The organism is Stenotrophomonas sp. TWI1151, assembly GCF_039673135.1.
Lineage (GTDB): Bacteria > Pseudomonadota > Gammaproteobacteria > Xanthomonadales > Xanthomonadaceae > Stenotrophomonas.
The window spans coordinates 66185-92050 of record NZ_JBDJLA010000009.1; the positions used below are offsets into that span (position 1 = coordinate 66185).

At 67.8% G+C, this 25866-nt stretch carries 27 protein-coding genes and 1 riboswitch; of the genes, 13 read left to right on the forward strand and 14 right to left on the reverse strand.

All coding sequences use genetic code 11. The features are described from left to right. Positions 1–106: 106 nt before the first annotated feature. A complete protein-coding gene (locus tag ABE422_RS12230; protein ID WP_121042445.1) occupies positions 107–277 on the forward strand; it encodes a lana protein in 171 nt (56 codons plus the stop codon). Between the two features lie 86 nt (positions 278–363). On the opposite strand, the gene ABE422_RS12235 is transcribed toward ABE422_RS12230, so the two are convergent. Further along, entirely contained in the window at positions 364–843 is a 480-nt protein-coding gene (locus ABE422_RS12235; RefSeq protein WP_046272909.1) for an Lrp/AsnC ligand binding domain-containing protein, read from the reverse strand. Positions 844–992: 149 nt separating this feature from the next. Between ABE422_RS12235 and ABE422_RS12240 the strand changes: the two genes are divergently transcribed. Both ABE422_RS12240 and alr read left to right on the forward strand, forming a co-directional pair. Continuing rightward, positions 993–2303, forward strand: a complete 1311-nt coding sequence (locus tag ABE422_RS12240; RefSeq protein WP_313211766.1) for a D-amino acid dehydrogenase — start codon at positions 993–995, stop codon at positions 2301–2303. Beyond that, a complete protein-coding gene (alr, locus tag ABE422_RS12245) occupies positions 2282–3355 on the forward strand; it encodes an alanine racemase (RefSeq protein WP_346464024.1) in 1074 nt (357 codons plus the stop codon). The genes ABE422_RS12240 and alr overlap by 22 nt, the downstream gene beginning before the upstream one ends. 75 nt (positions 3356–3430) lie before the next feature. Here alr and ABE422_RS12250 read toward each other — a convergent pair whose 3' ends face one another. Then, positions 3431–3997 (reverse strand): DUF3016 domain-containing protein, encoded by a 567-nt coding sequence (locus ABE422_RS12250; protein ID WP_313211768.1) that lies wholly within the window; start codon positions 3995–3997, stop codon positions 3431–3433. Positions 3998–4205: 208 nt separating this feature from the next. Between ABE422_RS12250 and ABE422_RS12255 the strand changes: the two genes are divergently transcribed. Together ABE422_RS12255 and ABE422_RS12260 are read left to right on the forward strand one after the other, a co-directional pair. After that, entirely contained in the window at positions 4206–6218 is a 2013-nt protein-coding gene (locus tag ABE422_RS12255) for an ATP-binding protein (protein WP_313220062.1), read from the forward strand. Positions 6219–6283: 65 nt separating this feature from the next. After that, positions 6284–6574 (forward strand): DUF3247 family protein, encoded by a 291-nt coding sequence (locus ABE422_RS12260; RefSeq protein ID WP_313211770.1) that lies wholly within the window; start codon positions 6284–6286, stop codon positions 6572–6574. A gap of 30 nt (positions 6575–6604) precedes the next feature. On the opposite strand, the gene ABE422_RS12265 is transcribed toward ABE422_RS12260, so the two are convergent. Continuing rightward, positions 6605–6868 carry a hypothetical protein gene (locus ABE422_RS12265; protein WP_313211772.1) on the reverse strand — a complete coding sequence of 88 codons (264 nt, stop codon included), beginning with the start codon at positions 6866–6868 and terminating at the stop codon, positions 6605–6607. A gap of 142 nt (positions 6869–7010) precedes the next feature. On the opposite strand from ABE422_RS12265, the gene ABE422_RS12270 reads away from it, so the two are divergent. Genes ABE422_RS12270 through ABE422_RS12280 form a run of 3 tightly spaced genes read left to right on the forward strand, consistent with a single transcriptional unit; the run spans position 7011 to position 9522 of the window. Then, positions 7011–8132: a class I SAM-dependent methyltransferase gene (locus tag ABE422_RS12270; RefSeq protein ID WP_152153033.1), complete on the forward strand. Its 1122-nt coding sequence runs from the start codon at positions 7011–7013 to the stop codon at positions 8130–8132. Next, positions 8129–8833 (forward strand): pseudouridine synthase, encoded by a 705-nt coding sequence (locus ABE422_RS12275; protein ID WP_123731283.1) that lies wholly within the window; start codon positions 8129–8131, stop codon positions 8831–8833. Before ABE422_RS12270 ends, ABE422_RS12275 begins: the two co-directional genes overlap by 4 nt. Next, positions 8830–9522, forward strand: a complete 693-nt coding sequence (locus ABE422_RS12280; RefSeq protein ID WP_346483068.1) for an HAD family phosphatase — start codon at positions 8830–8832, stop codon at positions 9520–9522. Before ABE422_RS12275 ends, ABE422_RS12280 begins: the two co-directional genes overlap by 4 nt. Before the next feature lie 76 nt (positions 9523–9598). On the opposite strand, the gene fabB is transcribed toward ABE422_RS12280, so the two are convergent. Together fabB and fabA are read right to left on the reverse strand one after the other, a co-directional pair. Beyond that, positions 9599–10807 (reverse strand): beta-ketoacyl-ACP synthase I, encoded by a 1209-nt coding sequence (gene fabB, locus ABE422_RS12285; RefSeq protein ID WP_282263386.1) that lies wholly within the window; start codon positions 10805–10807, stop codon positions 9599–9601. Next, positions 10807–11322, reverse strand: coding sequence for a 3-hydroxyacyl-[acyl-carrier-protein] dehydratase FabA (fabA, locus tag ABE422_RS12290; protein WP_070471641.1), 516 nt, complete (start codon positions 11320–11322; stop codon positions 10807–10809). The genes fabB and fabA overlap by 1 nt, the downstream gene beginning before the upstream one ends. Positions 11323–11553: 231 nt before the next feature. Between fabA and dinB the strand changes: the two genes are divergently transcribed. Then, complete coding sequence (dinB, locus tag ABE422_RS12295; RefSeq protein ID WP_346481385.1) at positions 11554–12636, forward strand: DNA polymerase IV; 1083 nt, start codon at positions 11554–11556, stop codon at positions 12634–12636. A 273-nt stretch (positions 12637–12909) separates the two neighbouring features. On the opposite strand, the gene ABE422_RS12300 is transcribed toward dinB, so the two are convergent. Then, the gene (locus tag ABE422_RS12300) at positions 12910–13824 is read right to left on the reverse strand and encodes an MBL fold metallo-hydrolase (protein WP_346483069.1); all 915 of its coding nucleotides are present in this window, start codon (positions 13822–13824) and stop codon (positions 12910–12912) included. Between the two features lie 117 nt (positions 13825–13941). Then, the gene (locus ABE422_RS12305; RefSeq protein WP_346483070.1) at positions 13942–14580 is read right to left on the reverse strand and encodes an NAD(P)H-binding protein; all 639 of its coding nucleotides are present in this window, start codon (positions 14578–14580) and stop codon (positions 13942–13944) included. A 96-nt stretch (positions 14581–14676) separates the two neighbouring features. Here ABE422_RS12305 and ABE422_RS12310 point away from each other — a divergent pair, with 96 nt between their 5' ends. Then, positions 14677–15579: a LysR family transcriptional regulator gene (locus tag ABE422_RS12310; protein WP_346483071.1), complete on the forward strand. Its 903-nt coding sequence runs from the start codon at positions 14677–14679 to the stop codon at positions 15577–15579. Between the two features lie 191 nt (positions 15580–15770). Further along, a complete protein-coding gene (gene gph / locus ABE422_RS12315; protein ID WP_346483093.1) occupies positions 15771–16421 on the forward strand; it encodes a phosphoglycolate phosphatase in 651 nt (216 codons plus the stop codon). Between the two features lie 153 nt (positions 16422–16574). On the opposite strand, the gene btuB is transcribed toward gph, so the two are convergent. After that, positions 16575–18416, reverse strand: a complete 1842-nt coding sequence (btuB, locus tag ABE422_RS12320; protein WP_346483072.1) for a TonB-dependent vitamin B12 receptor — start codon at positions 18414–18416, stop codon at positions 16575–16577. Positions 18417–18539: 123 nt separating this feature from the next. Further along, a riboswitch (cobalamin riboswitch) is annotated at positions 18540–18771 on the reverse strand. A 152-nt stretch (positions 18772–18923) separates the two neighbouring features. Here btuB and ABE422_RS12325 point away from each other — a divergent pair. Further along, positions 18924–19502 carry a histidine phosphatase family protein gene (locus ABE422_RS12325; protein WP_313220055.1) on the forward strand — a complete coding sequence of 193 codons (579 nt, stop codon included), beginning with the start codon at positions 18924–18926 and terminating at the stop codon, positions 19500–19502. Between the two features lie 37 nt (positions 19503–19539). Here ABE422_RS12325 and ABE422_RS12330 read toward each other — a convergent pair whose 3' ends face one another. Together ABE422_RS12330 and ABE422_RS12335 are read right to left on the reverse strand one after the other, a co-directional pair. Then, complete coding sequence (locus ABE422_RS12330; protein WP_313212100.1) at positions 19540–19911, reverse strand: TfoX/Sxy family protein; 372 nt, start codon at positions 19909–19911, stop codon at positions 19540–19542. Continuing rightward, complete coding sequence (locus tag ABE422_RS12335) at positions 19908–20390, reverse strand: GAF domain-containing protein (RefSeq protein WP_088432024.1); 483 nt, start codon at positions 20388–20390, stop codon at positions 19908–19910. The genes ABE422_RS12330 and ABE422_RS12335 overlap by 4 nt, the downstream gene beginning before the upstream one ends. A 119-nt stretch (positions 20391–20509) precedes the next feature. On the opposite strand from ABE422_RS12335, the gene bioD reads away from it, so the two are divergent. Continuing rightward, positions 20510–21193: a dethiobiotin synthase gene (gene bioD, locus ABE422_RS12340; RefSeq protein WP_346483073.1), complete on the forward strand. Its 684-nt coding sequence runs from the start codon at positions 20510–20512 to the stop codon at positions 21191–21193. Between the two features lie 3 nt (positions 21194–21196). On the opposite strand, the gene ABE422_RS12345 is transcribed toward bioD, so the two are convergent. From ABE422_RS12345 to msrB, 4 genes are all read right to left on the reverse strand, one after another. Continuing rightward, positions 21197–22627 (reverse strand): PLP-dependent aminotransferase family protein, encoded by a 1431-nt coding sequence (locus tag ABE422_RS12345; protein ID WP_313212097.1) that lies wholly within the window; start codon positions 22625–22627, stop codon positions 21197–21199. A 156-nt stretch (positions 22628–22783) separates the two neighbouring features. Then, the gene (msrA, locus tag ABE422_RS12350; RefSeq protein WP_070471649.1) at positions 22784–23527 is read right to left on the reverse strand and encodes a peptide-methionine (S)-S-oxide reductase MsrA; all 744 of its coding nucleotides are present in this window, start codon (positions 23525–23527) and stop codon (positions 22784–22786) included. Between the two features lie 11 nt (positions 23528–23538). Further along, the gene (locus ABE422_RS12355) at positions 23539–25296 is read right to left on the reverse strand and encodes a cytochrome c biogenesis protein DipZ (RefSeq protein WP_346483074.1); all 1758 of its coding nucleotides are present in this window, start codon (positions 25294–25296) and stop codon (positions 23539–23541) included. Positions 25297–25332: 36 nt separating this feature from the next. Next, entirely contained in the window at positions 25333–25839 is a 507-nt protein-coding gene (msrB, locus tag ABE422_RS12360; protein WP_346483075.1) for a peptide-methionine (R)-S-oxide reductase MsrB, read from the reverse strand. Positions 25840–25866: the final 27 nt, after the last annotated feature.

Here is a 25866-nt window from a genome sequence, read left to right on the forward strand (position 1 = left end):
GCAAGGCCTCACTGTTTTTTCGCCTGTGATTAACCGGATCGGCGCGACCCTGTACCCGCGCCGCAACACAGCGCATCCCCCGAGGTTTTTCGAGAAGAGTGCAATCATGGCTAACCAGCAGAACCGCAGTCCCGGCAAGACGCCGCAGGAGCAGCAGGGCAGTCAGCAACAGAACCAGAAGCCCGGCCAGCAGAACCAGCAGCAGTGGGACCAGCAGAATCAGAAGGGCGGCAAGCAGCAGGACCAGAAGCATCAGGACCAGAAACAGCAGCGCTGATGCGCTTGGCGCAATGAACAAGGGCGGTGCGCACATGCGCGCCGCCTTTTTGCGTTTCAGCCACGCCACTCAGTCACGCGACCGGATCAATCTGGAATCGGCAGGGTCAAGGTCTCCTTGACCTCTTCCATCACGATGTAGCTCTTGGATTCGCGCACGTGCGGCAAGGTCAACAAGGTGCTGCCCAGCAGCTTGCGGTACGAGGCCATCTCGCTGATGCGGGCCTTGAGCAGGTAGTCGAAATCGCCCGAGACCAGATGGCATTCCAGCACATTGGGCAGCTTCAACGCCGCGCGCCGGAACTCTTCAAAGATGTCGCCGGATTTGTAGGCCAGGCTGATCTCCACGAACACCAGCAGGCTGGCCTTGAGGTAATGCGGATCAAGCTTGGCGTAGTAGCCGGTGATGGCCCCGTCGCGCTCCAGCCGGCGGACGCGCTCGGTGCACGGCGTGGTCGACAGCCCGACCCGCTCGCCCAGTTCGGTGAAGGAGATCCGACCCTCGGCCTGCAGGATGCGCAGGATCTTGCGGTCGATCTTGTCCAGTTCACGGGCACGCGTGGCCATCGGCGTCAGCCTCTCAAGGATGTTCGCGAGACAATACCCTGCCTGATGCTGGAAAAACAGGCGAATTGCTTGGTTGCGGCTGACTATACTTCCTCAATTATGGTCCCGGCGTGCTCCTGCGCAGGGAATGATCGGGTTGGAGAGGTGTCATGCGCGTTCTAGTCCTTGGCAGCGGTGTGATCGGCACGACCAGTGCCTGGTACCTGCGGCAGGCCGGGTTTGAAGTCACGGTCGTCGACCGCCAGCCCGGTCCGGCGCTGGAAACCAGTTTCGCCAACGCAGGCCAGCTGTCGTTCGGCTATACCTCGCCGTGGGCAGCGCCCGGCGTGCCGCTCAAGGCCGTCAAGTGGCTGTTCGCCGAGCATGCGCCGCTGGCCATCCGCCCGGGCCTGGACTGGCACCAGTACCGCTGGCTGGCGCAGATGCTGCGCAACTGCACGCATGAGCGCTATGCGATCAACAAGGCGCGCATGGTGCGCATGTCCGAGTACAGCCGCGACTGCCTCAACGAGCTGCGCCGCGAGACCGGCATCGAGTTCGAAGGCCGCGACCTGGGCACCACCCAGTTGTTCCGCACCCAGCAGCAGCTGGACGCCTCGGCGCAGGACATCGAGGTGCTGGCCCAATACGGCGTGCCCTACGAGGTGCTTGATCGCGACGGCATCATCGCCCACGAACCGGCGCTGGCCGGCGTGGCCGACAAGCTGGTCGGCGCGCTGCGCCTGCCGCGCGACCAGACCGGCGATTGCCAGTTGTTCACCCGTCGCCTGGCGCAGATGTGCGTCGATGCCGGGGTGGAGTTCCGCTTCGACCAGGACATCGCCGGCCTGCAGAGCGAGGGCGACCGCATCACCGGTGTACGCATCGATGGCAAGCTGGAAACCGCCGATCACTACGTGGTCGCGCTGGGCAGCTATTCGCCGTCGCTGGTCGCACCGCTGGGCATGCAGCTGCCGGTGTACCCGCTCAAGGGCTACTCGCTGACGCTGCCGATCACCGACCCGGCGATGGCCCCGACCTCGACCATCCTGGATGAAAGCTACAAGGTGGCCGTGACCCGCTTTGACGACCGCATCCGCGTGGGTGGCATGGCCGAAGTGGGCGGGTTCGACCTGTCCCTCTCGCCGCGCCGCCGTGCCACGCTGGAGAAGGTGGTTCGCGATCTGTACCCGGAGGGCGGCGACCTGTCGCGCGCCGAATTCTGGACCGGCCTGCGCCCGGCCACGCCGGACGGCACCCCGGTGGTCGGCGCCACGCCGTACCGCAACCTGTTCCTCAATACCGGCCACGGCACCCTGGGCTGGACCATGGCCTGCGGCTCCGGCCGCTACCTGGCCGACCTGATGGATGCCCGCCAGCCGCAGATCAGCACCGAAGGCCTGGATATTTTCCGCTACACCCACCATGCCGCGTCCGTCCGTCACCGTGAGTCGAGTTCATGCGCCCAGCCCGTGCGTTGATTGACCTGGACGCGCTGCGCAGCAATTACCGGCTGGCACGCGAACTGGGGGGCGGCAAGGCCGTTGCGGTGATCAAGGCCGATGCCTACGGGCACGGTGCGGTGCGCTGCGCCCGCGCGCTGCAGACCGAGGCCGATGCGTTCGGCGTGGCCTGCATCGAGGAAGCGCTGGAACTGCGGGCGGCCGGTATCACCGGCCCGATCCTGCTGCTGGAAGGCTTCTTCGATGCCGACGAACTGCCGCTGATCGTCGAGCACGACCTGTGGTTCGCGGTTGGCGCACCGTGGCAGGTGGAGGCGGTGGCCGCGTTTCCGACCACCGCCACGCTCACCGTGTGGTTGAAGCTGGACAGTGGCATGCATCGCCTGGGCCTGTGGCCGGACGAGTTCCGCGCCGCGCACGCCACGCTCAGTGCGCTGGCGCACGTCGGGCCGATGGTGCTGATGACCCACATGGCGCGTGCCGACGAGCTGGACAGCCCGCGCACCCGTGAGCAGGCCGACGTCTTCGCGGCCGCCATCGAAGGCCTGACCGGGCAGACCAGCCTGTGCAACTCGCCGGCGCTGCTGGGCTGGCCGGAGGTGCGCAGTGACTGGGTGCGCCCAGGCCTGATGCTGTACGGGATCAACCCGATGCCGGCGCACACGGCCCTGACCGAGCGCCTGCGCCCGGTGATGACCATGCGGTCGAAAATCTTTGCCGTGCGCGATATCGCGGTCGGCGAGCCGGTCGGCTATGGCGCGCGCTTCGTCGCGCAGCGGCCGACCCGGGTGGGCGTCGTGGCCCTCGGCTATGCCGATGGCTACCCGCAGTTCGCGCCGAACGGCACCCCGGTGCGCATCGATGGACAGCCCGGCATCGTGATCGGTCGGGTCTCGATGGACATGCTCACCGTGGATCTGACCCACCTGCCGCAGGCCGGCATCGGCAGCACGGTGACGCTGTGGGGCGATGCGCCGCGCATCGAGGCCCTGGCGCCGCTGTGCGGGGTCAGTGCCTACCAGCTGCCGTGTGGCGTGAAGCGGGTGGTGCGCGAGTACGCTGACGGCTGAGCCGCCACCGGCGACGCCGGGTGCATGAAAAAGGCGGCGCTGATGCGCCGCCTTCGTCCTGTCAGAGCCAACGGATCAGGTATTGGCCGTGGCCTCATTGCGCAGATCGCGCCGGATCCAATCATCCAGCAGGCGCTTCTCGTAGCGCAGCGGGTCGGTGTCGCTCTGCCGTCCGATGTTGTGCAGGTAGCCGGTGTCCTGCAGCTTGCGCTCACCTTCGCCGATCACCTGTCCCTGGGCATCCTTCAGGGTGTAGGTCAGGGTCACGCGCGGGGGGTAGATATCGCGCATCACCCGGATGTCGTTGGCGCGCGGGCCGTGCCACGGCTCGTAATCGCCGGCGCGCTTGATGTCGGTGAAGGTCACCTCCAGCGTCTGGCCGGGCTGCAGTGCCTTGCTGGCGGTGGTCTGCACGTATTTGGCCAGCTGCTGTACCCAGTCACCGCGTTCGGCTTCAAAGCGGTTGTTGCTCAGCCGGATCTCGGTGAACTGGGCCGGGTCGGTCCACATCACCTGGACCGGACCCTCCGCCTTGAGCGCGCGCGGGGCCTGCGGGTCGGTCACGGTGCGTGGGGCGGCGGAGGCACTGCCGATGAGCAGCAGGCCGGCCAGGGCGCCGGCGATCAGGGATGTGCGGTTCATGACAACTCCTGGGGCGCGATCACAAGGGGGATCAGGCACCCAGTGTGATCCTGATCCGGGTGAGGGACAATCCACGCGTGTATGCTCCGGCACTGCGGTTGGCGCCAATTCACCCAGGCCGCCCCCGACCCCCGGCGCTTGACGCTGCGAATACGCGCGTTGGCCGATCCTGTCCTCCTCTGTTTCGCCAGTTGCCTCATTGACGCCCTTGCCCAGCCTGCCCACCTCGACGTTGGAACGCGCCTCCTTCCTGGCTTCATCGCCGGATCCGGCCCTGTATCGCACGGTACTTGAACGCCTGAATGCGGGGTTCTGCATCATCGAAGTGATCTTCGACGATGCCGGGGTGGGTGTGGACTACCGGTTTGTCGAGGTCAACGAGGCGTTTTCACGCAATACCGGGCTGAGCAACGTCTGCGGACAGCGGATGAGCAGCCTGCAACCCGGCCATGAATCCGACTGGTACCGCACCTATGGCGAGGTGGCGCGTAGCGGGCAGGCACGGCAGTTCGAGATGGAAGCGCGCGCGCTGAACCGGTGGTACTCGGTGGAAGCGGTCAGCGTGGGCGAGCCGGACGAGCCTCTGGTGGCCGTGGTGTTCTTCGACATCACCAACCGCAAGCACATCGAGGTGGAGCTGGCCGAAAGCGAGGCGCGCTTCAGCGCGCTGGCCGATGGCCTGCCGATGCCGGTCTGGGTGCTGGATGAGCGCGGCCATTCGCGCTTCGTCAACAGTGCCTTCAGCGAGTTTTTTGGAGGCGATGAGCAGCGCGTGCCGGATGATGTCTGGCGTGGCCTGGTGCATCCCGATGATGCTTCGGTGTTCGATTACGAACTGCAGGAGGCGCTGAAATCGCAGCGCTCCATGCATGCACTGGTGCGCGGCCGTCGCGCTGATGGCCAATGGCGCTGGCTGGAAATGAACGCCCGGCCGCGCTTCTCGCGCATGGGCCGTTTCATCGGTCTGGCGGGCAGCAGTCCGGATGTGACCGAGCGCCGCGAGATCGAAATGGCGCGCGAGGAACTGCTGCAGTCCGAACGTGCGGCGCGCAGCGCGGCCGAGAACATGGCGCGGCTGAAGGATGAATTCCTGGCCACGCTCTCGCACGAGCTGCGTACCCCGCTGACCACCATCCTGGGCTGGAGCGAACTGCTGCTGCAGCGAATCGACAACACCAGCCCGATGTACAAGGGCCTGGGCGTGATCGCCAACAGTGCGATGGCGCAGAAGCGGTTGATCTCGGACATGCTGGACCTCAGCAGCATGCTGCTGGGCAAAGTGCAGCTGGAAGTGGAAATGCTGGATCTGCGTGCGCAGCTGGAAGAGGCGATGCGCGCGCAGGAGCTGGTCGCCGAAGGCAAAGCGTTGTCGATGGAGCTGGTGATGCCCGACGAGCCCTGTCTGGTGCTCGGCGATGCCACCCGCCTGCAGCAGGTGCTGTGGAACCTGCTTTCCAACGCGATCAAATTCACCCCGGCCGAGGGGCGCGTGGTGCTGACCCTGGCCGCGGACGGCGGGCACTGGTCGATCAGCGTCACCGATTCCGGCGACGGCATCGCGCCGGAGTTCCTGCGTCATCTGTTCAGCCGGTTCCGCCAGGCGGACGGGACGACCACGCGCCGGCATGGCGGCCTGGGCCTGGGCCTGGCGATCGTGCAGCAGCTGGTGGAGCTGCATGGCGGTGCGGTGGCAGCCAGCAGCGACGGCCATGGCCACGGGGCCACCTTCAACGTGCGCCTGCCGCGCTATCAGCCGCAGGCCGACGGTCGTCCGCTGCGCGAAGTGTTCAGCGGCCCGATCACCGAGCAGATCATCGAGCCGTACCCACTCAAAGGCCTGCACCTGTTGGCTGTGGAAGATCAGCCCGAAGTACTGGAGTATCTCCGGCGGCTGCTGGAAGAGCAGGGCGCCTCGGTCACCACGGCGTCCTCGGCCGGCGAAGCGCTGGCACTGCTCAACGAGAAAGGCCATGACGACATCGATGCGCTGCTGACCGATATCGGCATGCCCGGGATGGACGGTTACGGGCTGGTGCGCACCCTGCGCGACAACATGGGCGTCGAGCCGGAGGCACTGCCTGCGGTCGCGGTGACGGCGCTGGCACGTGCGGACGACCGCAAGCGTGCGTTGGCGTCGGGCTTCCAGGAGCATGTGGCCAAGCCGTATTCGGTGGCGCAGCTGGTAGCCGCTGTACGCGGTGTCCTGGGCGGTACGCGCTGAGTCCTGCGTTGGCGGCGTGTTGACGCCGCCGCGGGCACACTGGGGCGTACGCCACAGGAGTTGCCATGTCCCGCTACGCCCCCCGCATCCATACCGATCCGGCCGCCATCGCGGCGCTGGAGGCCCTGCTGCCACAGCTGCACGGCCAGACCCAGGTCGAACTCACGCTTGAGGATGGCAGCCGCCTGCTGGGCACCGTCGCGGTGCAGCCGACGCTGCAGCAATACCGCGACGCCGAAGAGAACGAAGGCAGCAATGGCCAGCTGCGGTTGGACGATCTGGATACCCCGGTCCAGCAGCACGTGGTGTGGCTGGACCAGATCAAGGCCATCCGGCAGCTGCCCTACCGCGAGTGATCGCGGCGGGCAGGCGCGGGTGGGCGGGGCTCAGTGGGTGAATTCGCTGGGCTCGGCCTCGAAGCGGCGCGCGTAGGCCCGTTCATCGGCGATCCGGGCCACCTCGTCATCGGCCAGGTCCGGGGCGCCATAGACCGCGTAGGCCACGCTGCCATCGGCGGTCTTGCCGACCTGGTGCAGGCGGTAGCGGGAATGGCCGCCGCCGGTGTCTTCGGGGTAATGCACCGGTGGCTGGCTGCCCTCCATGTCCATCTCGCTGTTGTCGACTACGCCACCGACGAACAATGCACGCATGAGCCATCTCCACGGGAAGTGAGGCTCCACCCTGCCGGTTTGGATGTTGTCAGGGCATCAACAGGACGTTGAATAAACGCAAATCCGGGTGGGGCGGGGCGAACCGGTAGAATGGCGGCCTCTTTTCAAGATGTGCCCCCGCATGGCTGCCCAGCACGACGCTCCCCTGGAAACCCTGTTCCTGCCCTTCGCCAGTGGCGCACTGTCCTGGCCGGCCGGCCCCGTGCTGTTCCTGCGCGCCCGCGATGGCGCACCGCTGCGGGAGCATGCCCAGCCGGCGCAGCTGGTCTGCGAGCAGAGCTTCCGCCCGTTCGCCGACGCCCTGGAAGCCAGTGGCTGGACCGTGCGTGACGAGCAGCAGCTGGCCGGCGATGCCACCCGCTACGCCGTGGTGCTGGTGCTGCCGCCGCGCCAGCGCGAGGAAGCCAAGGCCCTGTTCGCCCGTGCGCTGGCCCTGACCGCCCCGGGTGGCATCGTGGTGGCCTGCCAGCACAACAACGAAGGCGCGCGCTCCGGCGAAGGCGACCTGCAGCAGTTGGCCGGCCTCGGCGGCAAGCTGACCAAGAACCACTGCCGTGCCTACTGGACGGCGCCGCTCAACGGCCAGCACGACGCTGCGCTCGCGCAGCGCTGGGCCACCCTGGACGCGCCGCGCGCGATCCTTGGCGGCCGCTTCCAGAGCCGCCCGGGCATCTTCGCCTGGGACCGCATCGACCCGGCTTCCGCGCTGCTGGTCGAGCAGCTGCCGGCCGATCTGGCTGGGCGTGGCGCCGATCTGGGCGCCGGCTTCGGCTATCTCTCGGCCGAAGTGCTGGCGCGCTGCCCGAACGTGACCGCGCTGGACCTGTACGAGGCCGAAGGCCGCGCGCTGGCGCTGGCCCGCGAGAACCTCGCCGCGCTCGGCAAGCCGGCGGCGCTGGCCTATCACTGGCAGGACGTCACCGCCGGGATCGAGGGCGAGTACGACTTCATCGTGACCAACCCGCCGTTCCACACCCCGTCGCGCGCGGATCGCCCCGACATCGGCCAGCGCTTCATCGCCGTGGCCGCGCAGGCGCTGCGCCCGGGCGGCCGGATGTGGCTGGTGGCCAACCGCCACCTGCCGTACGAGCAGATCCTCAATGAGAGCTTCGGCCAGGTCCGCGTGGCTGCCGAGCGCGATGGCTTCAAGCTGATCGAAGCGACCAAGGCCAGCAAGAGCGCCACGCCGGTCCGCACGCCGCGCAGCACCGAGCCGAAGTGGGGCCGCGGAGGCCGCGCATGAAGCTGGTCAAGCTGTTGGCCAACCTGGGCTATGGCAGCCGCAAGCAGGTGCAGGGGATGTTCCGCGCCGGCCTGATCACCGATGCCGAGGGCGAGGTGCTGTACGCCGATGACGCGGTCGCGCATGAGGCGATCCGGGTCGAGGGCGAGCCGCTGGACCCGCCGCAGGGGCTGACCCTGCTGCTGCACAAGCCGCGCGGCTACACCTGTTCGACCAAGGACAAGGGCCGGCTGATCTACGACCTGCTGCCGCCGCGTTACCGCGACCGCGCGCCTGTGCTGTCCTCGGTGGGCCGCCTGGACCGCGACACCAGCGGCATGCTGCTGATGACCGACGACGGCGCGCTGCTGCACCGGATCGTGTCGCCGAAGTCGCGCCTGGACAAGGCCTACGAGGTCACCCTGGCCGAAGATCTGCGCGGCGATGAAACCGCGCGTTTCGCCAGCGGCGGCCTGCTGTTGGAATCGGACGACAAGCCGCTGCTGCCGGCCGAGCTGCACGTGAACGGTCCGCGCCAGGCGCAGCTGGTCCTGCACGAGGGCCGTTACCACCAGGCCCGCCGGATGTTCGCGGCCGTTGGCAACCATGTCGAGGCGCTGCACCGCAGCCGCATCGGTGGGCTCTCGCTGGGCGAGCTGCCTGAAGGTGAGTGGCGCATGCTGGATGCGGCCGATCTCGAGACGCTGTTCAACGTCCCATGACGGCCTTCGCCGCGCTGCCGTTCCTGCCCGACGCCGTCATCTTCGACATGGACGGCCTGATGATCGACAGCGAGCGCGTCTCCATCGCGTGCTGGTCGCAGGCCGCGCAGGAACTGGCACTGCCCTTCCCGGAGGGGTTCTGGCTGCGCATGGTGGGCCTGGGCGACCGCGATTGCGAACGCCTGCTGCTGCAGACGGTGAATGCCGAGCAGGTCGCCGCGCTGTTCGCGCGCTGCCACGACCTGTACGAAGCGCGCACGCAGCAGGGGCTGCCGCTGCGCCCCGGCATCCTGGATATCCTGCAGCTGCTGCACGATCACGGCGTTCCGCGTGCGGTGGCGACCTCCACCCGCCAGCCGCGTGCCTCGCGCAAGCTGGCGGCGGCCGGGCTGCTGCCGTTCTTCGAGGTGGTGGTGACCAGCAGCGATGTGTCGCATCCCAAGCCTGCCCCGGACATCTACCTGCTGGCCGCGCAGAAGCTGGGCAAGGACCCGGCGCGCTGCCTGGCGCTGGAAGACTCCCCGGCCGGTATCCGCGCGGCAGTGGGGGCGGGCATGACGGCGATCCAGGTGCCGGACCTGGTGCATCCGGATGAGGAACTGCGTGCGCTGGGGCATCGCATCGTGGATTCGCTGCTGGATGCACGGCAGTTGTTGGTGCCGCTGCTGCCGGTGACCGGCGCCCGGTAACCAACGGCGTTGCCCGTCTGGACCACGAAAAAGCCCGGCACATGGCCGGGCTTTTTCATGCGGACACAGGCTGCCGTCAGAGGCGGCTGAACACCAGCGCCGCATTCGTGCCGCCAAAGCCGAAGCTGTTGGACATCACGGTGTTCAGCTGTGCCGGCTGCGTCTCGCGCACGATCGGGAAGCCTTCCACCAGCGGGTCCAGCTCGCCGATGTTGGCCGAACCGGCGATGAAGCCATCGCGCATCATCAGCAGGCAGTAGATCGCTTCATGCACGCTTGCCGCACCCAGCGAGTGGCCCGACAGCGCCTTGGTCGAGGACAGCGGCGGGATGCTCTCGCCGAACACTTCGCGCACGGCCTTCAACTCGGTGACGTCGCCCAGCGGGGTCGAGGTGCCATGCGTGTTGAGGTAGTCGATCGGGGCGGTGATGTGCTCCATCGCCATGTTCATGCAGCGCACCGCGCCTTCACCGGACGGGGCGACCATGTCGGCACCGTCGGAGGTGACGCCGTAACCGACCAGCTCGGCATAGATGCGTGCGCCACGGGCCACGGCGTGGTCGTAGTCTTCCAGTACCAGCATGCCGCCGCCGCCGGCGATGACGAAGCCGTCGCGGTCCTTGTCGTACGGGCGCGAGGCCGAGGCCGGCGTGTCGTTGAAGCGGGTCGACAGGGCGCCCATCGCATCGAACATTACGCTCATCGACCAGTGCAGGTCTTCACCGCCACCGGCGAACATCACGTCCTGCGCGCCATGACGGATCAGATCCGCAGCGGCGCCGATGCAATGCGCGGAGGTGGCGCAGGCGGCTGACAGCGAGTAGCTCAGGCCCTTGATCTGGAACGCGGTGGCCAGGCAGGCCGACACGGTGGAGCACATCGTGCGCGGCACCATGTACGGGCCGACCTTGCGCACGCCACGGGCGCGCAGGATGTCGGCCGATTCGACCTGCCACTGGCTGGAGCCGCCGCCGGAGCCGGCGATCAGGCCGGTCCGCGGGTTGGCGACCTGCGCCTCGTCCAGGCCGGCATCGGCGATCGCGTCGCGCATGGCGATGTATGCATACGCCGAGGCATCGCTCATGAAGCGCTTCACCTTGCGGTCGATCTGCGCATCCAGGTCGAGCTCGATGTTGCCGCCGACATGGCTGCGCAGGCCGGCTTCGGCATGATCGGGCAGGTGGCGGATGCCGGCGCGGCCTTCACGCAGTGCGGAGGACACGGTGTCCAGATCGTTGCCCAGGCACGAAGTGATGCCCATTCCGGTAATGACGACGCGACGCATCAGAAGTTCTCAGTGGAAGTGAACAGACCTACACGCAGGTCTTTGGCAGAGTAGATTTCGCGACCGTCCACCAGCATGCGGGCGTCGGACTGTGCCATCACCAGCTTGCGGTTGATGACGCGCGAGATATCGATTTCGTAGGTGACGCGCTTGGCGCTCGGCAGTACCTGGCCGGTGAACTTGACTTCGCCGCAGCCCAGGGCACGGCCACGGCCGGGCGCACCGATCCAGGTCAGGAAGAAGCCGGTCAGCTGCCACATGGCATCCAGGCCAAGGCAACCGGGCATGACCGGGTCGCCGAGGAAGTGGCAGTCGAAGAACCACAGGTCAGGGCGGATATCCAGTTCCGCGCGTACCATGCCTTTGCCATGGGGACCGCCGTCCTCGCGGATATCGGTGATGCGATCGAACATCAGCATCGGATCATTGGGCAGGCGGCCGCTGCCCGGGCCGAACAGTTCACCGCGGGCGCTGGCCAGCAGCTGGTCGCGCGAGAACGCGTTGAGACGAGTCATGGAAAACGCAATCCTGAGGAAGTTGTCATCGGGGTGAGCCGACCACAGGTCGACTGCTCTTGCATGAAGCAAGTGCTCAAGAGTGCATGAGAAAAAGTGATTCAATCAAACGTTTTAACCGTACGCCGCCGTAGTGTTTTCAGGTTCAAAAACGCATGTTGTTGTTATCCAACAACCATACTGCGGCGTGTGGCTGTAATCTTGTTCATCTGAATCCGAGTGCCAACGCCCGTGTCCCGCCCCCGCAAGATCATTCACGTCGACATGGATGCGTTTTACGCGTCCGTGGAGCAGCGTGACGACCCTTCGTTGCGGGGCAAACCGGTGGTGGTGGCGTGGCGGGGCATGCGTTCGGTGGTGTGCGCAGCCTCGTACGAGGCGCGTGTGTTTGGCGTGCGTTCGGCGATGCCTGCGCTGCGCGCGGAGCGGCTGTGTCCGGAGGCGGTGTTCGTGCCGCCGGATTTCGCCCGCTACAAGGCGGTGTCACGCCAGGTACGCGAGATTTTCCTGCGGCATACGGATCTGGTGGAGCCGTTGTCGCTGGATGAGGCGTATCTGGATGTGACCGAGCACAAAGGCGGGATGACGGTGGCGACGGAGATCGCGCAGATCATCCGCGCGCAGATCCGCGAAGAGACGCAGCTGACCGCCTCGGCGGGGATCGCGCCGAACAAGTTCCTGGCGAAGATCGCCTCGGATTGGCGCAAGCCGGATGGGCAGTTCGTGGTGCCGCCGCATCGTATCGAGCAGTTTCTGACGCCGCTGCCGGTGAGTCGTGTGCCGGGCGTGGGCAAGGTGATGGCGGCGAAGCTGGCCGAGCTGGGGGTGGCGACGGTGGGTGATCTGCGTGCGCTGCCGCTGGAGGAACTGGAGGCGCGGTTCGGGACGTTCGGGGGACGGTTGTTCAATCGGGCGCGCGGCGTGGATGAGCGCCCGGTGGAACCGGATCAGCCGGTGCAGTCGATTTCGTCGGAGGATACGTTCGCCGAGGATCTGTTGTTGGAGGATCTGGCGCCGGCGATCGTGCAGTTGGCGGAGAAGACCTGGCTGGCGACGCGCAAGACGGACCGGGTGGGACATACGGTGGTGTTGAAGTTGAAGACGTCGCAGTTCCGGATCATTACGCGGAGTTTTACGCCGGAGTCGCCGCCGGATTCGTTGGAGGAACTGCGCGATATTGCGTTGGGGCTGCGGGCGCGGGTGGAGTTGCCGTTGGAGACGCGGTATCGGTTGGTGGGGGTGGGGTTGGGGGGCTTCCGGGAGCGGGAGGTGGTGCGCCAGCCGGGGTTGTTTGATCACCTGGGTGATGGCTGACGGTTTTTCTGTTTGCGGTGACGGCAACGGCAACGGCAACGGCAAAGGCTGAGGCGCTGGGGTCCGGGTTATTAGGGTTTGGGACGACGCGGGTGGGGTATCGGGACCCGCTGCAAGTACGTCCCTGTAAGCTCGTGTGTTGCCATCCATGGCAACACACGGTCCCGATACCCCACCCGCGTCGTCCCCCCGACACTGGGTCGGTGCGCAGAGGGGAAACGCGTCGTGCGTTTCGAGATTCGCGAATGACGTCTGGTTTCTACGGATGCGTCGTTACGGCCACCGCATTTCACCCTTGGCGACCTTCGCGCTCAGTTCCAGTGAACTCTCGCCCGCCAGATTCGGATAGCGTTTCTTCATCGCGGCAATCAGTGCGTTGGCGTCTTTGCTGCGTGCGGTTTCTTCGTCGAAGGCGCGGATGTAGTCGGCGGTGAAATCCACTGCGCTGATGTCCAAGGCGGCATCGGCTGCGTAGTGGCCGGGGATGACGCGGGCGGGGTTCAGGGTTTTGATCGTGGCCAGTCTCTGCAGCCAGTGGGCGTGCGATTGGGCGCTTTGGGTGTCGGCCATCCAGACGTGTTCGCCGGCGACGATGGGGATGCCGCCTAGGACGGTGTGGAGGGTGGGAATCCACAGGACGGTGCGGTCCGGGGTGGGGCCGGTGAGGCCGATGATCTTGATCGGTTGGCCTTCGAGGGTGAGGGTGTCGCCGTCCAGGGGGGTGGGGATGACGATGCGGCTGGGCTTGGCTGCGCCCATCTGCGGGCCCCAGTAGGCGAGTTTGGCGGCCTGGGTGGCATTGATGTGGGCGACGGTGGAGGGGGTGGCGAGGATGCGGGCGTCGGGGAAGGCGTCCTGCAGCGTGGCCAGGCCGAAGTAGTAGTCGGGGTCGCCGTGGCTGATGTAGATCGTGGTCAGCCGTTTGCCGGAATCGCGGATGCGCTGGACGAGTTGCGCGGCATCGGTGGCGGCGAACTGGGCGTCGACCAGGATGGCGTCGTGGCGGCCGGTGATCAGGGTGGACGCGACCGAAAACAGCGCCTTGTCACCGGGGTGGTAGGGCTGCACCTGCAGCGCGTGGGCTTCGGCGGTGGCCGCAGCGGCGTGGCTGATGGCCGGTGGGCTCATGGCGAGCGCGGTACCGAGCGTCAACGCCAGGGCCAGGGTCGTGCGGGAAACGTTCTGCATTTCAAGAAGTCCTGTGCAGCGCGGCCCCGGCATCACACCGGGGCGGGACGGCCCCGACATGACACCGGGGCCGGTAGAGCCGACCGTTGGTCGGCTGCGTCCAGATCGGCGGCCTGGTCAGTACGCAACCGTGGCGATCTGCCGCACGTATTGCGGGGTTTCGATTTCGCTGACGAAGGCGTCGGCGTAGTCGGCGTAGCTGATCCGGCTGTGGCCGTCATCGCCGACCAGGAAGTTCTTCGCCTGGGTGCGGAAGCCGCCGCGCTGCGGGCCCGGGCCGATTTCGGCGGCGGGGGAGTAGAACGTCCAGTCGAGGTCGTCGACGGCGCGGAGCTGCTTGAGCGTCTCGCGGGCGGCCAGGGCGACCGGCTTATAGGCGTCCGGGAAGCCCTCGGTGTCCACCAGCTGCACACCGGGGGCGACTTCCAGGCTGCCGGCGCCACCGACCATGACGAAGCGGGGAACGCCGGCCTGGCGCGCCGCGGCGACCAGGGCGGCACTGGTGGTGGTCACCGTGGTGGGGGCATCGCCCGGGCGCGGGCCGAAGGCGCTGGCCAGGACGTCATGGCCGGCGATCACAGCGGCCAGGGCATCGATGTCGTCCAGCGCGGCCACGGCCAGCTGCGCGCCGTCCAGTTCCGCCGGGAGGTCAGTCTCACGGCGGACGATGGCGGTGACCTGGTGGCCGCGGGCGAGGGCCTGGCGGGTGATTTCACGGCCGATGTTGCCGGTGGCACCAACGAGAGCGATTTTCATGGGGGACGTCCGTTGAGGAAGGAAGGCCAGCGTATGCCTCTGGAATCGAGCGAAAAACCGCGTATAACGGCCTAATTTGTTGCACGGATCGATCAAATGGACCGGATGACTGCCATGAACGTGTTCGTCGAGGTGGCCGAGCGTGGCAGCCTGACCGCTGCGGCCGAGGCGCTGGAGATGTCGCGGGCGATGGTGACGCGCTATCTGGCCGAGGTGGAGCGCTGGCTGGGGGCGCGTCTGCTGCACCGGACCACGCGCCGGATCAGCCTGACGGGGCCGGGAGAAGCGGCGCTGCTGCGCTTCCGGCAGATGCTGGCGATCGGCGATGAGCTGCGCGGGGAGCTGGCCACGGACAATCCCGAGCCGCATGGCCTGCTGCGGGTCACCGCGAGCGTGTCCTTCGGGCAGAACCATCTGGCGGCGGCGGTGGCCGAGTTCGTCAAACGGCATCCGCTCACACGCGTTGAACTGCTGCTGGTGGATCGGGTGGTCAACCTGGTGGAGGAGCGCGTGGACATCGCCGTGCGCATCTCGCGCGCGATCGACCCGAGCCTGATCGCGCGTCCGCTGGGGCAGTGCCGCTCGGTGCTGTGCGCGGCGCCGTCGTACCTCGCAGAGCGCGGTACGCCGACCACGGCCGACGCACTGGCCGCGCACAACTGCCTGACGCACCACTACGTTGGCAAGAGCGTGTGGCATCTGCAACGCGACGGACGGAAGATCGCGGTGGCGGTGGGGGGCAACATCAGTGCAAACGAAGCGTCGTTGCTGCTGGAAGCGGTGCGTGCCGGTGCGGGCATCGCGATGCTGCCGATGTATCAGATCGCACCGCTGCTGCACGCGGGGGAACTGGTCGCCGTACTGCCGGACCATGAAGTCGAACTGCTGGGCCTGTACGCGGTGTACGCCTCACGCCGGCAGCTGCCGACGATCATGCGCAGCTTCCTGGATTTCCTGGTGGAACGCTTTGCCAGCCCGGCGTTCCTGGCGCAGCTGTAAACGCGGCCCCGGTAGAGCCGACCGTTGGTCGGCTGCACTTGATCCGGCAACCGCGCATCAGCACGCCGTGCACCCGCAACCGCAGCGGGCGCGTGCAGCCGACCAACGGTCGGCTCTACCCGGGCGTGCATCGGCATCACACACGCACCTCCGTACAATGGCGCTTCCCTGCTGTGGAAGTGAGCATTGTCTTGTCGTATCCGTATCCGTTGGTGGTGTTCGATCTGGATGGCACGCTGGTGGACAGCGCGGCCGATATCGCCGAAGCGCTCAACCGCACGCTGCAGGACTGGCAGTTGCCGCGCGTGCCGGAGGCGACGGTGTTGACGTGGATCGGTGATGGCGTGCGGCGGCTCGTTGAGCAGGCGTTTACCGCGGCCGGCAGCGATATCGATCTGGACGAGGTAATGCCCGGTTTCATGCGCCACTACGAGGCGTGCCTGTTACGCAGCCCGCGCCTGTTTGATGGCGTGGCCGAAACGTTGGCTACCTTGCGCAACCGTTCGGTGACGCTGGCGATCTGCACCAACAAGCCGTCCGCACTGGTGGCGCCGCTGCTGCAGCACTTCGGTCTGCAGGACGTGTTCGCACTGGTGCTGGGTGGGGATTCCTTGCCGGAGCGCAAGCCCAGTGGTGCGCCGTTGCGGCATATCGCCGCGCAGTTCGAGGTGGCCGTCGAGGCCGCCTTGATGGTGGGTGATTCGATCACCGATTACCGCGCTGCCGTGGATGCCGGGATGCCGGTGGCGCTGGTGCGCTATGGGTATCCGCGTGGGCTGGATCTGGACACCGTCGAGGCGGTTGCCGTGGTGGATGATCTGCGGGAATTGTTGGCGTTGTAAGGCCTTCGGGCCTGTGCCGACCAACGGTCGGCACCTACCAGGTTCAATGAGTGCCGGCCAACGGTCGGCACCTGCCGAGGATGATGGAGCATGTCGACCCACGGTCGGCACGTGCCGAGGCCGGGACGGCGGCGGTGCCGCCGCCCCGCGCGCTTATTTCGGCTGGTAACGCACGCTCAGTCGATACTCGCGGCCAGGCTGGTTGTACCAGGCGACGGTTTCGTACTCGCGGTCGAAGACGTTGCTGACCCGGCCCAGTACGGACCAATCGCGGGTCAGGGCGTATTCCAGGCGCAGGTCCACGGTGCCGTAGCCCCCCAGGCGCACCGTGTTCGCTGCATCGTCGTAACGCTTGCCGGCGCCGTTGACGGTGAGGCCGGCGCGGACATCACCCACGCGGCGATCGACGTCCAGGCGTGCGGTGTTCTGTGCGCGGCGGGCCAGCCAGTTGTCGAACTGTGCGCTGCCGTCGGTGCGGTTGCGCGGGTCGGTGTGGCTGAGCTGTGCGTTGAGATCGAACCCGGCGACGGTGATCGCACCGGTCAACTCGGCGCCGCGGATGCGGGCTTTCTCGACCTGCGACATCATGAAGGTGGTCGCGTCGTAAGTGATCAGGTCATCGATGCGCGTTTCGTATACGTCCAGGCCCCAGCGCCAGCCATCACCCTGCTGGGCGATGCCGATGTTGGCGCTCTTGGATTTCTCCGGATCCAGGGTCGGCACGCCGCTCCACGGGTCGTAAAGGTCGCTGAAGGTCGGGGCCTTGAACGCGGTGCCGTAGCTGGCGTTGAGGCGGAACCCGCGGCCCAGCTCCAGGCCCCAGCCGAGGCTGCCGGTGGTGTGGTTGCCAAACTGTTCGTTATCGTCGTTGCGCACGCTGGCCTGCAGGTGGTGCGCGCCGAAACGGCCCTGGTACTGCACGAACACGCCGGTGTTGTCGCGGCTGTCGACCAGGTAGCCGGCGCTGCTGCCGTCCAGGTTGTCCTGGCTCCAGTCCACACCGGCGCTCAGCAGCTGGCCGTCAGCGATGCCGATGTCGGCCTGCACCGAGGCACTGTCGCGGTGGGTCTGTGCATTGCCCAGCCAGGTATCCCCGTTGAAGTTGTCCGATTCGTTGTCGGCGCGGCCGACGTTGACCGTCAGGTTGAAGCGCTCGCCCGGCGTGTAGCGCAGCTTGCCGCCGAGTACCTGCTGCAGCGTTTCGGAGTAGTTGTAGTAGCCGTCGTAATGGTTCTCGCCTTCGGCGCGCAGTGCGGTGCCTTCCAGGCTCAACGTGTCCGTCAACGCATAGCCGCCGCGCAGGCTCATGGACAGGTTGCGGTAGCCATCGCGGTCGGGCTCGTCGGCGCCGCAGCCAGCGAAGGGCGACACCGAGCCACGGCAGGCGTTGATGCCATCGGTGTGCTGGTAGGCGATGTCGGTGCCGAACCAGCCACGCTCACCGCTGCCGCCGAAGCCACCGCTGGCCTCGCGCAGGCCGTTGCTGCCACCGCCGAGCTGCAGGTGCGGCGCGAACTGGCCGGCGTTGCGGCGGGTGAAGATCTGGATCACGCCACCGATCGCATCGGCGCCGTACAGGCTGGACTGCGGGCCACGCACGATTTCGATGCGCTCGATCTGCGCCAGCGGCAGGTCCTGGATCATGGCCAGGCCGAGGTCGCCGGTGTTGATGCGCACGCCATCGACCAGCATCAGGGTGTGGGCCGAGTTGGTGCCGCGCAGGAACAGCGAGCTCTGCTTGCCCAGGCCGCCGCTGTTGTTGAGGTTGATGCCGGCACGGCCGCGCAGCAGGTCCTGCAGCGACGGCGCCTGGCTGCGCTCGATCTCGGCGCGGTCGATCACCTGCGCCGGGGAGATGCTGTCCTGCAGGGCGATCGGGGTACGCGTGGCGGTGACCAGCACCTGGTCCAGCGCGGTGGCCTCGTCCTGTGCGGCGGCCACCAGGGGCAGGGTCGACAGCACGGCCAGGGAAAGAACGCGGGTTTGCAGCTTCATCGATGACTCCATGCACCGCGCACGCCCGCGCGGCAAGGGGTGGGGATGATCGCGCTGCAGGGAGGTTCGACGGTGGGCGGGCGCGCGCAGGCGCCTGCTTGCCGCCGCCATGCCCGCCGCATCGCAACCAGTCGTCTTCCAGGCCGGTCTCCGGGCTCGCGGGCCGATGGGGTGCCATCGTGCCAGGCGCCTTCCCATGCCGGAGCACAGTGGCGTGTTGCCTGGTGTTTCCACGCTTACCGTTGCGGGGGCAGCGCCGGAGTGGCGGCGTGGCACAGGGCCTGACGCGTCACCGGCTTCCCGTTTCAACCTGGCGGCATTGCAGCCCCGGGTCACCTGAAAGTGGGCGCAGTCTAAGCCATCGGCCGGGCCCATGGAGCGCACCGGTTAGAATGCGCCTCGCTTTTTCGATGTGATCTCCATGACCCCAACGTGGTTGCAGCACCCCGGCACCGACGCCCGTGACCCGCACTGGCCGGCCGCAGCGGGCAGCAGACGGGGCCGGGCATGATCCTCGATCTGATCCGCCACGCCAGTACCGGCCGCGACGATCATCTTGATGGCCGCACTGATCCAGCGCTGCACGAGGGCGCGACCGACGCCCTGTGCGCGCGTTACGCCGGGCTGCCCTGGCAGCGTGTGCTGTCCTCGCCGCGGCAGCGGGCGCTGTTGAGCGCCGAGGCATTGGCCTTGCCCCACGCGGTGGACGTGGAGGTCGATGAGGAATGGGAAGAACTGGATTTCGGCGACTGGGACGGACTCGCGCTGGAGGCGCTGCCGATGGATGCGCTGTCCGCCTTCCATCTGGACCCGCATGCCAATCCACCGCCGCATGGCGAAAGCTGGGGCCACTTCGAACGCCGCATCGCGCGCGGCCTGCATCGGTTGCTGGATGAGCCCGAGCCGGTCCCGACCCTGATCGTCAGCCATGGCGGACCGCTGCGGATGGTGCTGTCGCAGGTGTGCGGCCTGCCGATGGCGATGTGCTGGGCGCTGCGCATCGATCACGGCACGCGACTGCGCCTGCGCGTGGAGCGCGAGGACGACCGGCTGTGGGGCGAACTGCTGGAGCTGCAGCAGGTATGAGGCGCGCGGCTACCGACGGTGCGTGGGTAGCCGTGGATCAGCGGTTGTCGTCGTCGATCTCGAACGGCGGCGCTTCGTCGCCGTCATCGTCGCGATGCTCCACGGTGCGGTCGTAGACCGGACCGGAGGCAGGCGGCGCCTTCTTCAGCGGCTGGTCGGCGATGATCGCTTCGTACTCGGCCACCAGCACGGTGCGGCGCGCTTCCGGCAGTTCCTGCCAGTGGCAATCCTGCAGCGCACCTTCCAGTGAGTAGAGCAGGTTCAAGCTGGGTTTGAAGCCGGCGCGGCGCACCTTGACGAAGGCACCGACCGCACCGACCGCCACCAGGTCTTCCGGCGTACGCAGACCGACCTGGCGCAGCCATGCTGCGCTCTTCGGGCCGATGTTGCGCAGCTTGGCGGCACTCATCCCAGTGCCTCGACGAACACCGCGGCGATGGCTTCCAGCCCGGCCTGGTCCTCGGCATCGAAGCGTGCCAGCGACGGGCTGTCCAGATCGAACACGCCGACCAGGTCACCGTTGTGGACCAGCGGCACGACCAGTTCAGAGCGCGAGGCAGAGTCGCACGCGATGTGACCCGGGAACGCATCGACGTCTTCGATGCGCTGGGTCACGCGCTGCGAAGCCGCGGCGCCACATACACCCTTGTCGAGTGGAATGCGCACGCAGGCGGGCAGGCCCTGGAACGGGCCGACGACCAGCTCCTTGCCATCGAAGAAGTAGAAGCCGACCCAGTTCAGGTGCGGCAGGGCGTGGTAGACCAGCGCCGACAGGTTGGCCGCATTGGCGATGCGGTCGCGCTCGCCGTGCACCAGGGCGCGGGCCTGGGCCAGCAGCTGGCCGTACTGTTCCGGCTTGCTGCCGGTGAGCGTGGAGGTATCGAACATGGCCGCAGTCTACCAAGCGCGGCGGTTGGTTGCCCCCGGGGCCGGCGGAACGCAGCGGACCGCGCCGCAGCGCTGCCGGGACGGCGGATAATGGCGCGTTTCCGCTCCCGGTCGTCTCCATGTCCCTGCCTGCGCCGCGCCCTGCCGCCCTGTTCGTCACCGGTACCGACACCGGCATCGGCAAGACCTTCAGCAGCTGTGTACTGCTGCATGCCCTGCGCCGCCACGGCGGCACCGCAGTGGGCATGAAGCCGGTCGCCAGTGGCTGCGAGCGCACGCCCGAGGGCCTGCGCAACGAGGATGCCACGGCCCTGCGGGCCGCCAGCAGGCCGATGCCCGCGTATGACGACCTCAACCCGTTCGCGCTCGAGCAGCCACTGGCCCCGGAGATCGCCGCGGCAGAGGCTGGCGTGCAACTGTCGCTGGCGCCGATCGAGGCCGCCTTCGCGCGCCTGCGCGCCAGCGCGGACACGGTGGTGATCGAGGGCGTCGGTGGCTGGCTGGCGCCGCTGTCGGCCACGCTGGACCAGAGTGATCTGGTGGACGCGCTGGCGCTGCCGGTGGTGATGGTGGTCGGGCTGCGGCTGGGCTGCCTCAACCATGCGCGGCTGACCGCCGAGGCGATCGCCGCCCGTGGCGCGCGCTGCATCGGCTGGATTGCCAATGAGGTGGACCCGGGCATGGCGCGCCGCGACGAGAACGTCGCACTGCTCACCGCGCGGCTGCCGATGCCGTGCTGGGGGCGCCTGCCGTATGCGCCGGGTGCGGACCCGGCCCGCCTGGCGGACCGGCTGGTGTTCTGAGCGTCAGCTGCCTGCGCGCACCTGCAGCGCGCTGGCGAGCCGGCCGACCGTGGCAATCGCGCCGGCGAAGCGCTCGTCCAGTTCCTGGCAGCACGACAGGCGCAGGCAATGCCGGTAGCGGGCACCGCGCGAGTACACCTGGCCGGGCATGAACACCACGCCCTCGGCCAAGGCCTGCTCGAACAGCTCCCCGGCATCGATCGCGGGGGGCAGCTCCACCCACAGAAGGAACCCACCGGTCGGCTGGGTGGCCGACGTGCCGGGCGGGAAGTGCTGCGCGATCAGGCCACGCACGTGGCTGACCTGGTCGCTGTAGAGCCGACGCAACCCCCGCAGATGATGCTCGTAGTTGCCGGCCTCCAGGAACGCGGCAACCGCGTCCCCGAGCAGGCGTGATTCGGCGCCGGAAGAATGAAACTTCAGCAGCTGGATATCGGCAGCGAAGCGGCCACCGTCGAGCCAGCCGATGCGGTAGTCCGGTGCGAGCGTTTTGGAGAAGCCGCTGCAGACCATGATCCAGCCATCGCGGTCAAAGCTCTTGGCCAACGGCTCCAGGGGCTCCTTGAACTGCAGTTCGGCGTAGACCGCGTCTTCGATCAACGGCACCTGGTAATGGTTCACCAGCTCGGCCAGGCGCTGCTTGTTCGGCACGGGCATGCTGCCGCCGAGTGGATTGTGCACGGTCGGCATGGCCATGATCGCGGCGATGCCGCCGGCGGCGAGCAGCGCTTCCAGTGCCTCCAGATCGAGGCCGTCCCTCGGATGGGTGGGCAGCTCGATCGCGCGCAGGCCCAGGCTGCGCAGCAGCGGGTAGATGTTGAAATACGAGGGCGCTTCGATCGCGACCGCATCGCCGGGTTGGGTCACCACGCGCAGCGCCAGCTGCAGGGCTTCCATCGCGCCATGGGTGAGCACCAGCCGGTCGGTGGTGGTGTGCAGCCCCAGCCGTGGCCCTCGCTGCACGATCTGCGTCAACAGCCGTGCCGCACCGTTGGGACGTGCGTAGGTCTCCACCGTGGTGGCAGCCCGGCGCAGTACCTGCGCGGTGATGCGGGCCAGCTGCGCACCGGGATAGAAGCGCTTGCCGCGCGGCCCGGCGAAGGCCAGGTCGACGATGCCCGGTTGCTGCTGTGCGGCCAGCACGCGCGCCATCATCGCCTGCTGTGCCGGTGCGGTGGGCGGAGACGGCGCCTGCCGCAGCGACTGCGTCGGTTCGGGCAGACGCGGGCTGACCACGAAGCCGGCCTTGGGCCGCGGCAGCACCAGCCCGGCATCCTCCAGCTGCCGATACGCGGCGATCACCGTGTTGAGGCTGAGGCTGCGCTGTGTCGCCAGGCCGCGCAGCGACGGCAGCCGGGTGCCGACCGGCAAGCGCCCACTGCGGATCGCGTCGGCCATTTCATCGGCCAGGGACTGGTAGAGGTTGGTCGCCATCGGCATCTGCATCCACGGGTATCTGTAACCGTGCGGATGCCAGTCATCTGCATCTGTATCCGCCTCGGGACGCAGCCTACCATGGGCGTGACGACTTCCCTCGCGCACGGCAGAGCGGTGTGTGCCGTGCGTCTTTTCTTCTGGTTCGCCGCGTGATCAGCGCGCCGAAATGGAGGTACTCACCAGGCGCGGCTGCTCGCGGTACAGCGCCGGATACTGCTGCTTCAGCGCGGCCACCTTGGGCAGGTCGTTGATCCGGATATACAGCGATTCCGGATGCAGCGTGAGGTAGTTCTGGTGATAGCCCTCGGCGGCGAAGAACGGCTTGCCACCCTCGACCTGGGTCACCACCGGCGCGGCGTAGGTCCTGGCCTGCTGCAGCTGGGCGATGTAGGCGCGGGTGGCATCGCGCTGCGCGGCGTCGTCGGCATAGACCGCCGAGCGGTACTGGGTGCCGCGGTCCGGGCCCTGCCGGTTGAGCTGGGTCGGATCATGCGCCACCGAGAAGAACACCTGCATCAGCTGGCCATAGCTGACCTGGGCCGGATCGTAGGTGACCTGTACCGCCTCGGCATGGCCGGTACCACCGCCGCCGACGCGCGGGTAGGTGGCGTTCGCCGCACTGCCGCCGATGTAGCCGGAGAGCGCATTGTCCACGCCCTTGATGTGCTGGAACACGCCCTGCACGCCCCAGAAGCAGCCACCGGCGAAGACCACCTGTGCCCGCTTCACACCGGGTTGGCGCAGGTCCGCCTTGCCGGTGGGTGGCGGCATCGCCACGGCGGTGGTGGCTGCGGCGGCGAGCGCCGGTCGATCCAGACCCAGCACCACGCTGGCGGTGAGTGCCGCGATGGCGACAGCGATGCCGCCTGCAACGAGTTTGTCGACTGCGATCTTCATGCGATGGCTCCTCACCCAAACGTAAAGGCGTAGGCGCGCACGCCCGGATCGAGGAACTCGATCTCGAAGGTGCGCTCCTGCACGGCGCCGGACTGGCGGATCAGCTGATACAGACGGTTTTCATCCACGCGGCCGTCGCCGTCGGCGGAGATGTCCCCACCGGCTGCTGCGCCCGGCGCCTGACCGTCGATGCGCACGCGGAACCGGACCGGCTTGCCGTCCTCGCCCGGCGCCAGCACCAGGTGCAGGTCACGTGCATGGAAGCGGAACGCGACACGACCGCCGCGCGTCTCCAGCCGGGCGTCTTCGTTGCCCACGGTCCAGCGTCCAGCCAAGGCCCACTGGTTGTGTTGAAGCGTGGCAGGCACCGTGTAGTCGGCAGGCTGGTCCTGGCGCTGGCCACCGGGCGAGGCGAAGTTCTCGGCACGCGCATGGCCGAGGTAGGTCTCCGGCGATTTGAGGTTGTCCATGTCGGCCTGGCGCGCCACGCCGTTCAGCGTCATCGCTACCGGAGCATCGTCACCGGGCAGGGTGTTGCCCGCCTCGCGCAGCAGCTGGCGGATGATCTGCTCGGACTGCGCATAGTTGCCCTCGCCGAAGTGATGCGCGCGGATCCGGCCCTGCGCATCGATGAAGTAGTGCGCCGGCCAATACTTGTTGTTGAAGCCGCGCCAGATGGCGAAGTCGTTGTCGATCGCGACCGGGTAGGTGACCTTCAGGTCCTTCACCGCCCGCTGCACATTGGCCAGATTGCGCTCGAAGGCGAACTCCGGCGCATGCACACCGATCACCACCAGGCCGTGATCGCGATAGCGCTCGGCCCACTCACGCACGTAGGGCATCGCGCGCAGGCAGTTGATGCAGGAGTAGGTCCAGAAGTCGACCAGTACCACCTTGCCGCGCAACGCCTGCGCATCCAGCGGCGGGCTGTTGAGCCAGCCGGTCGCACCGGCCAGCGAGGGCAGGGTGCCTTCCACCGGCAGCGGCTGCCCGGGGGCACCGGCGGTGCTCATCATCGCCGCACCGGCGGCGGGTTGCTGTGCTGGCAGCACATCGAGCAGGCCCTGTTCCAGCTTGGCGGTGCTGACCGTGGACAGCCGGGTCAGCACGCCGGTATCCCACCCCATCGCGATGGCGACCACCGCCAGCAGCGCCGCGATGCCGAGCCCGCGGCGCACCCACTCCCCCACGCCAAGACGGCGCTTGAGCGCGGCGAACACGCGCCCGCCGATCCAGATCGCCAGCGCCAGCGAGGTCGCCGCGCCCAGTGCATAGGCGAGCAACAGCCCGCTGGTGCCGACACTGGCGCCCTGCAACGCCGCGCCGGTGAGGATCAGGCCGAGGATCGGCCCCGCGCACGGTGCCCACAGCAGGCCGGTGGCGATGCCGATCAGCAGCGAGGTACCCACGCCCCCCCGGCCCGCGTCACTGGCCGCATCGGCCGAGGCGCTCAGCCGCGCCCCCAGCCGCTGGAACGGCGACAGCAGGCGGTCGGCCAGCGCCGGCCACAGCAGCGCCAGCGCGAACACCGCCATCACCACCAGTGCGATCCAGCGCCCGATCTGGTTGGCCTGCGCTACCCATTGGCTGCTCACCGCCGCCAGGCTGGCGACCACGGCGAACATCAACGCCATGCCGATCAGCAGCGGCAGGCCACTGCGCAGGAACGGGCGGTCCGAACGCGCGAACACGAACGGCAGCACCGGCAGGATGCAGGGGCTGAGGATGGTGAGCACGCCACCGAGGTAGGCCAGCACGAGCAGAAGCATGGAGAGGTCCTTCTATGACGCAGGGGAGTGCGGCGCTCAGGCCGCGACGAAAGTCATGGCCACGCCGTTCATGCAGTAGCGCAGCCCGGTGGGGCGCGGGCCGTCATCGAAGACGTGGCCGAGATGACCGCCGCAGCGCCGGCAATGCGCCTCGACACGGACCATGCCCAGAGTGGTGTCGCGGTCTTCGCCGACGGCATCGTGCAGCGGCGCCCAGAAGCTGGGCCAGCCGGTGCCGCTGTCGAACTTGGTGGAGGAGGAGAACAATGGCAGCGCGCAGCCGGCACAGCTGAAGGTGCCTCGCCGATGCTCCTTGTTGAGTGGGCTGCTGAACGGCCGCTCGGTGCTCTGCCGCCGCAACACGCTGTACTGGGCAGGCGTGAGCTGTTCGCGCCACTGCGCATCGGTGCGCATGACCTCGAACTGGCGCGCAGGCGCGGCGGGGGCTGCCGGGGCGGGCCCGCTGCAGGCGGTCAGTCCGAACAGGCCGGCCGCGGCAGCCATGCCACCCATTCCAAGCACATTGCGACGTGTGTAACGCATGGCCGATCTCCGGACACGGGGACGATG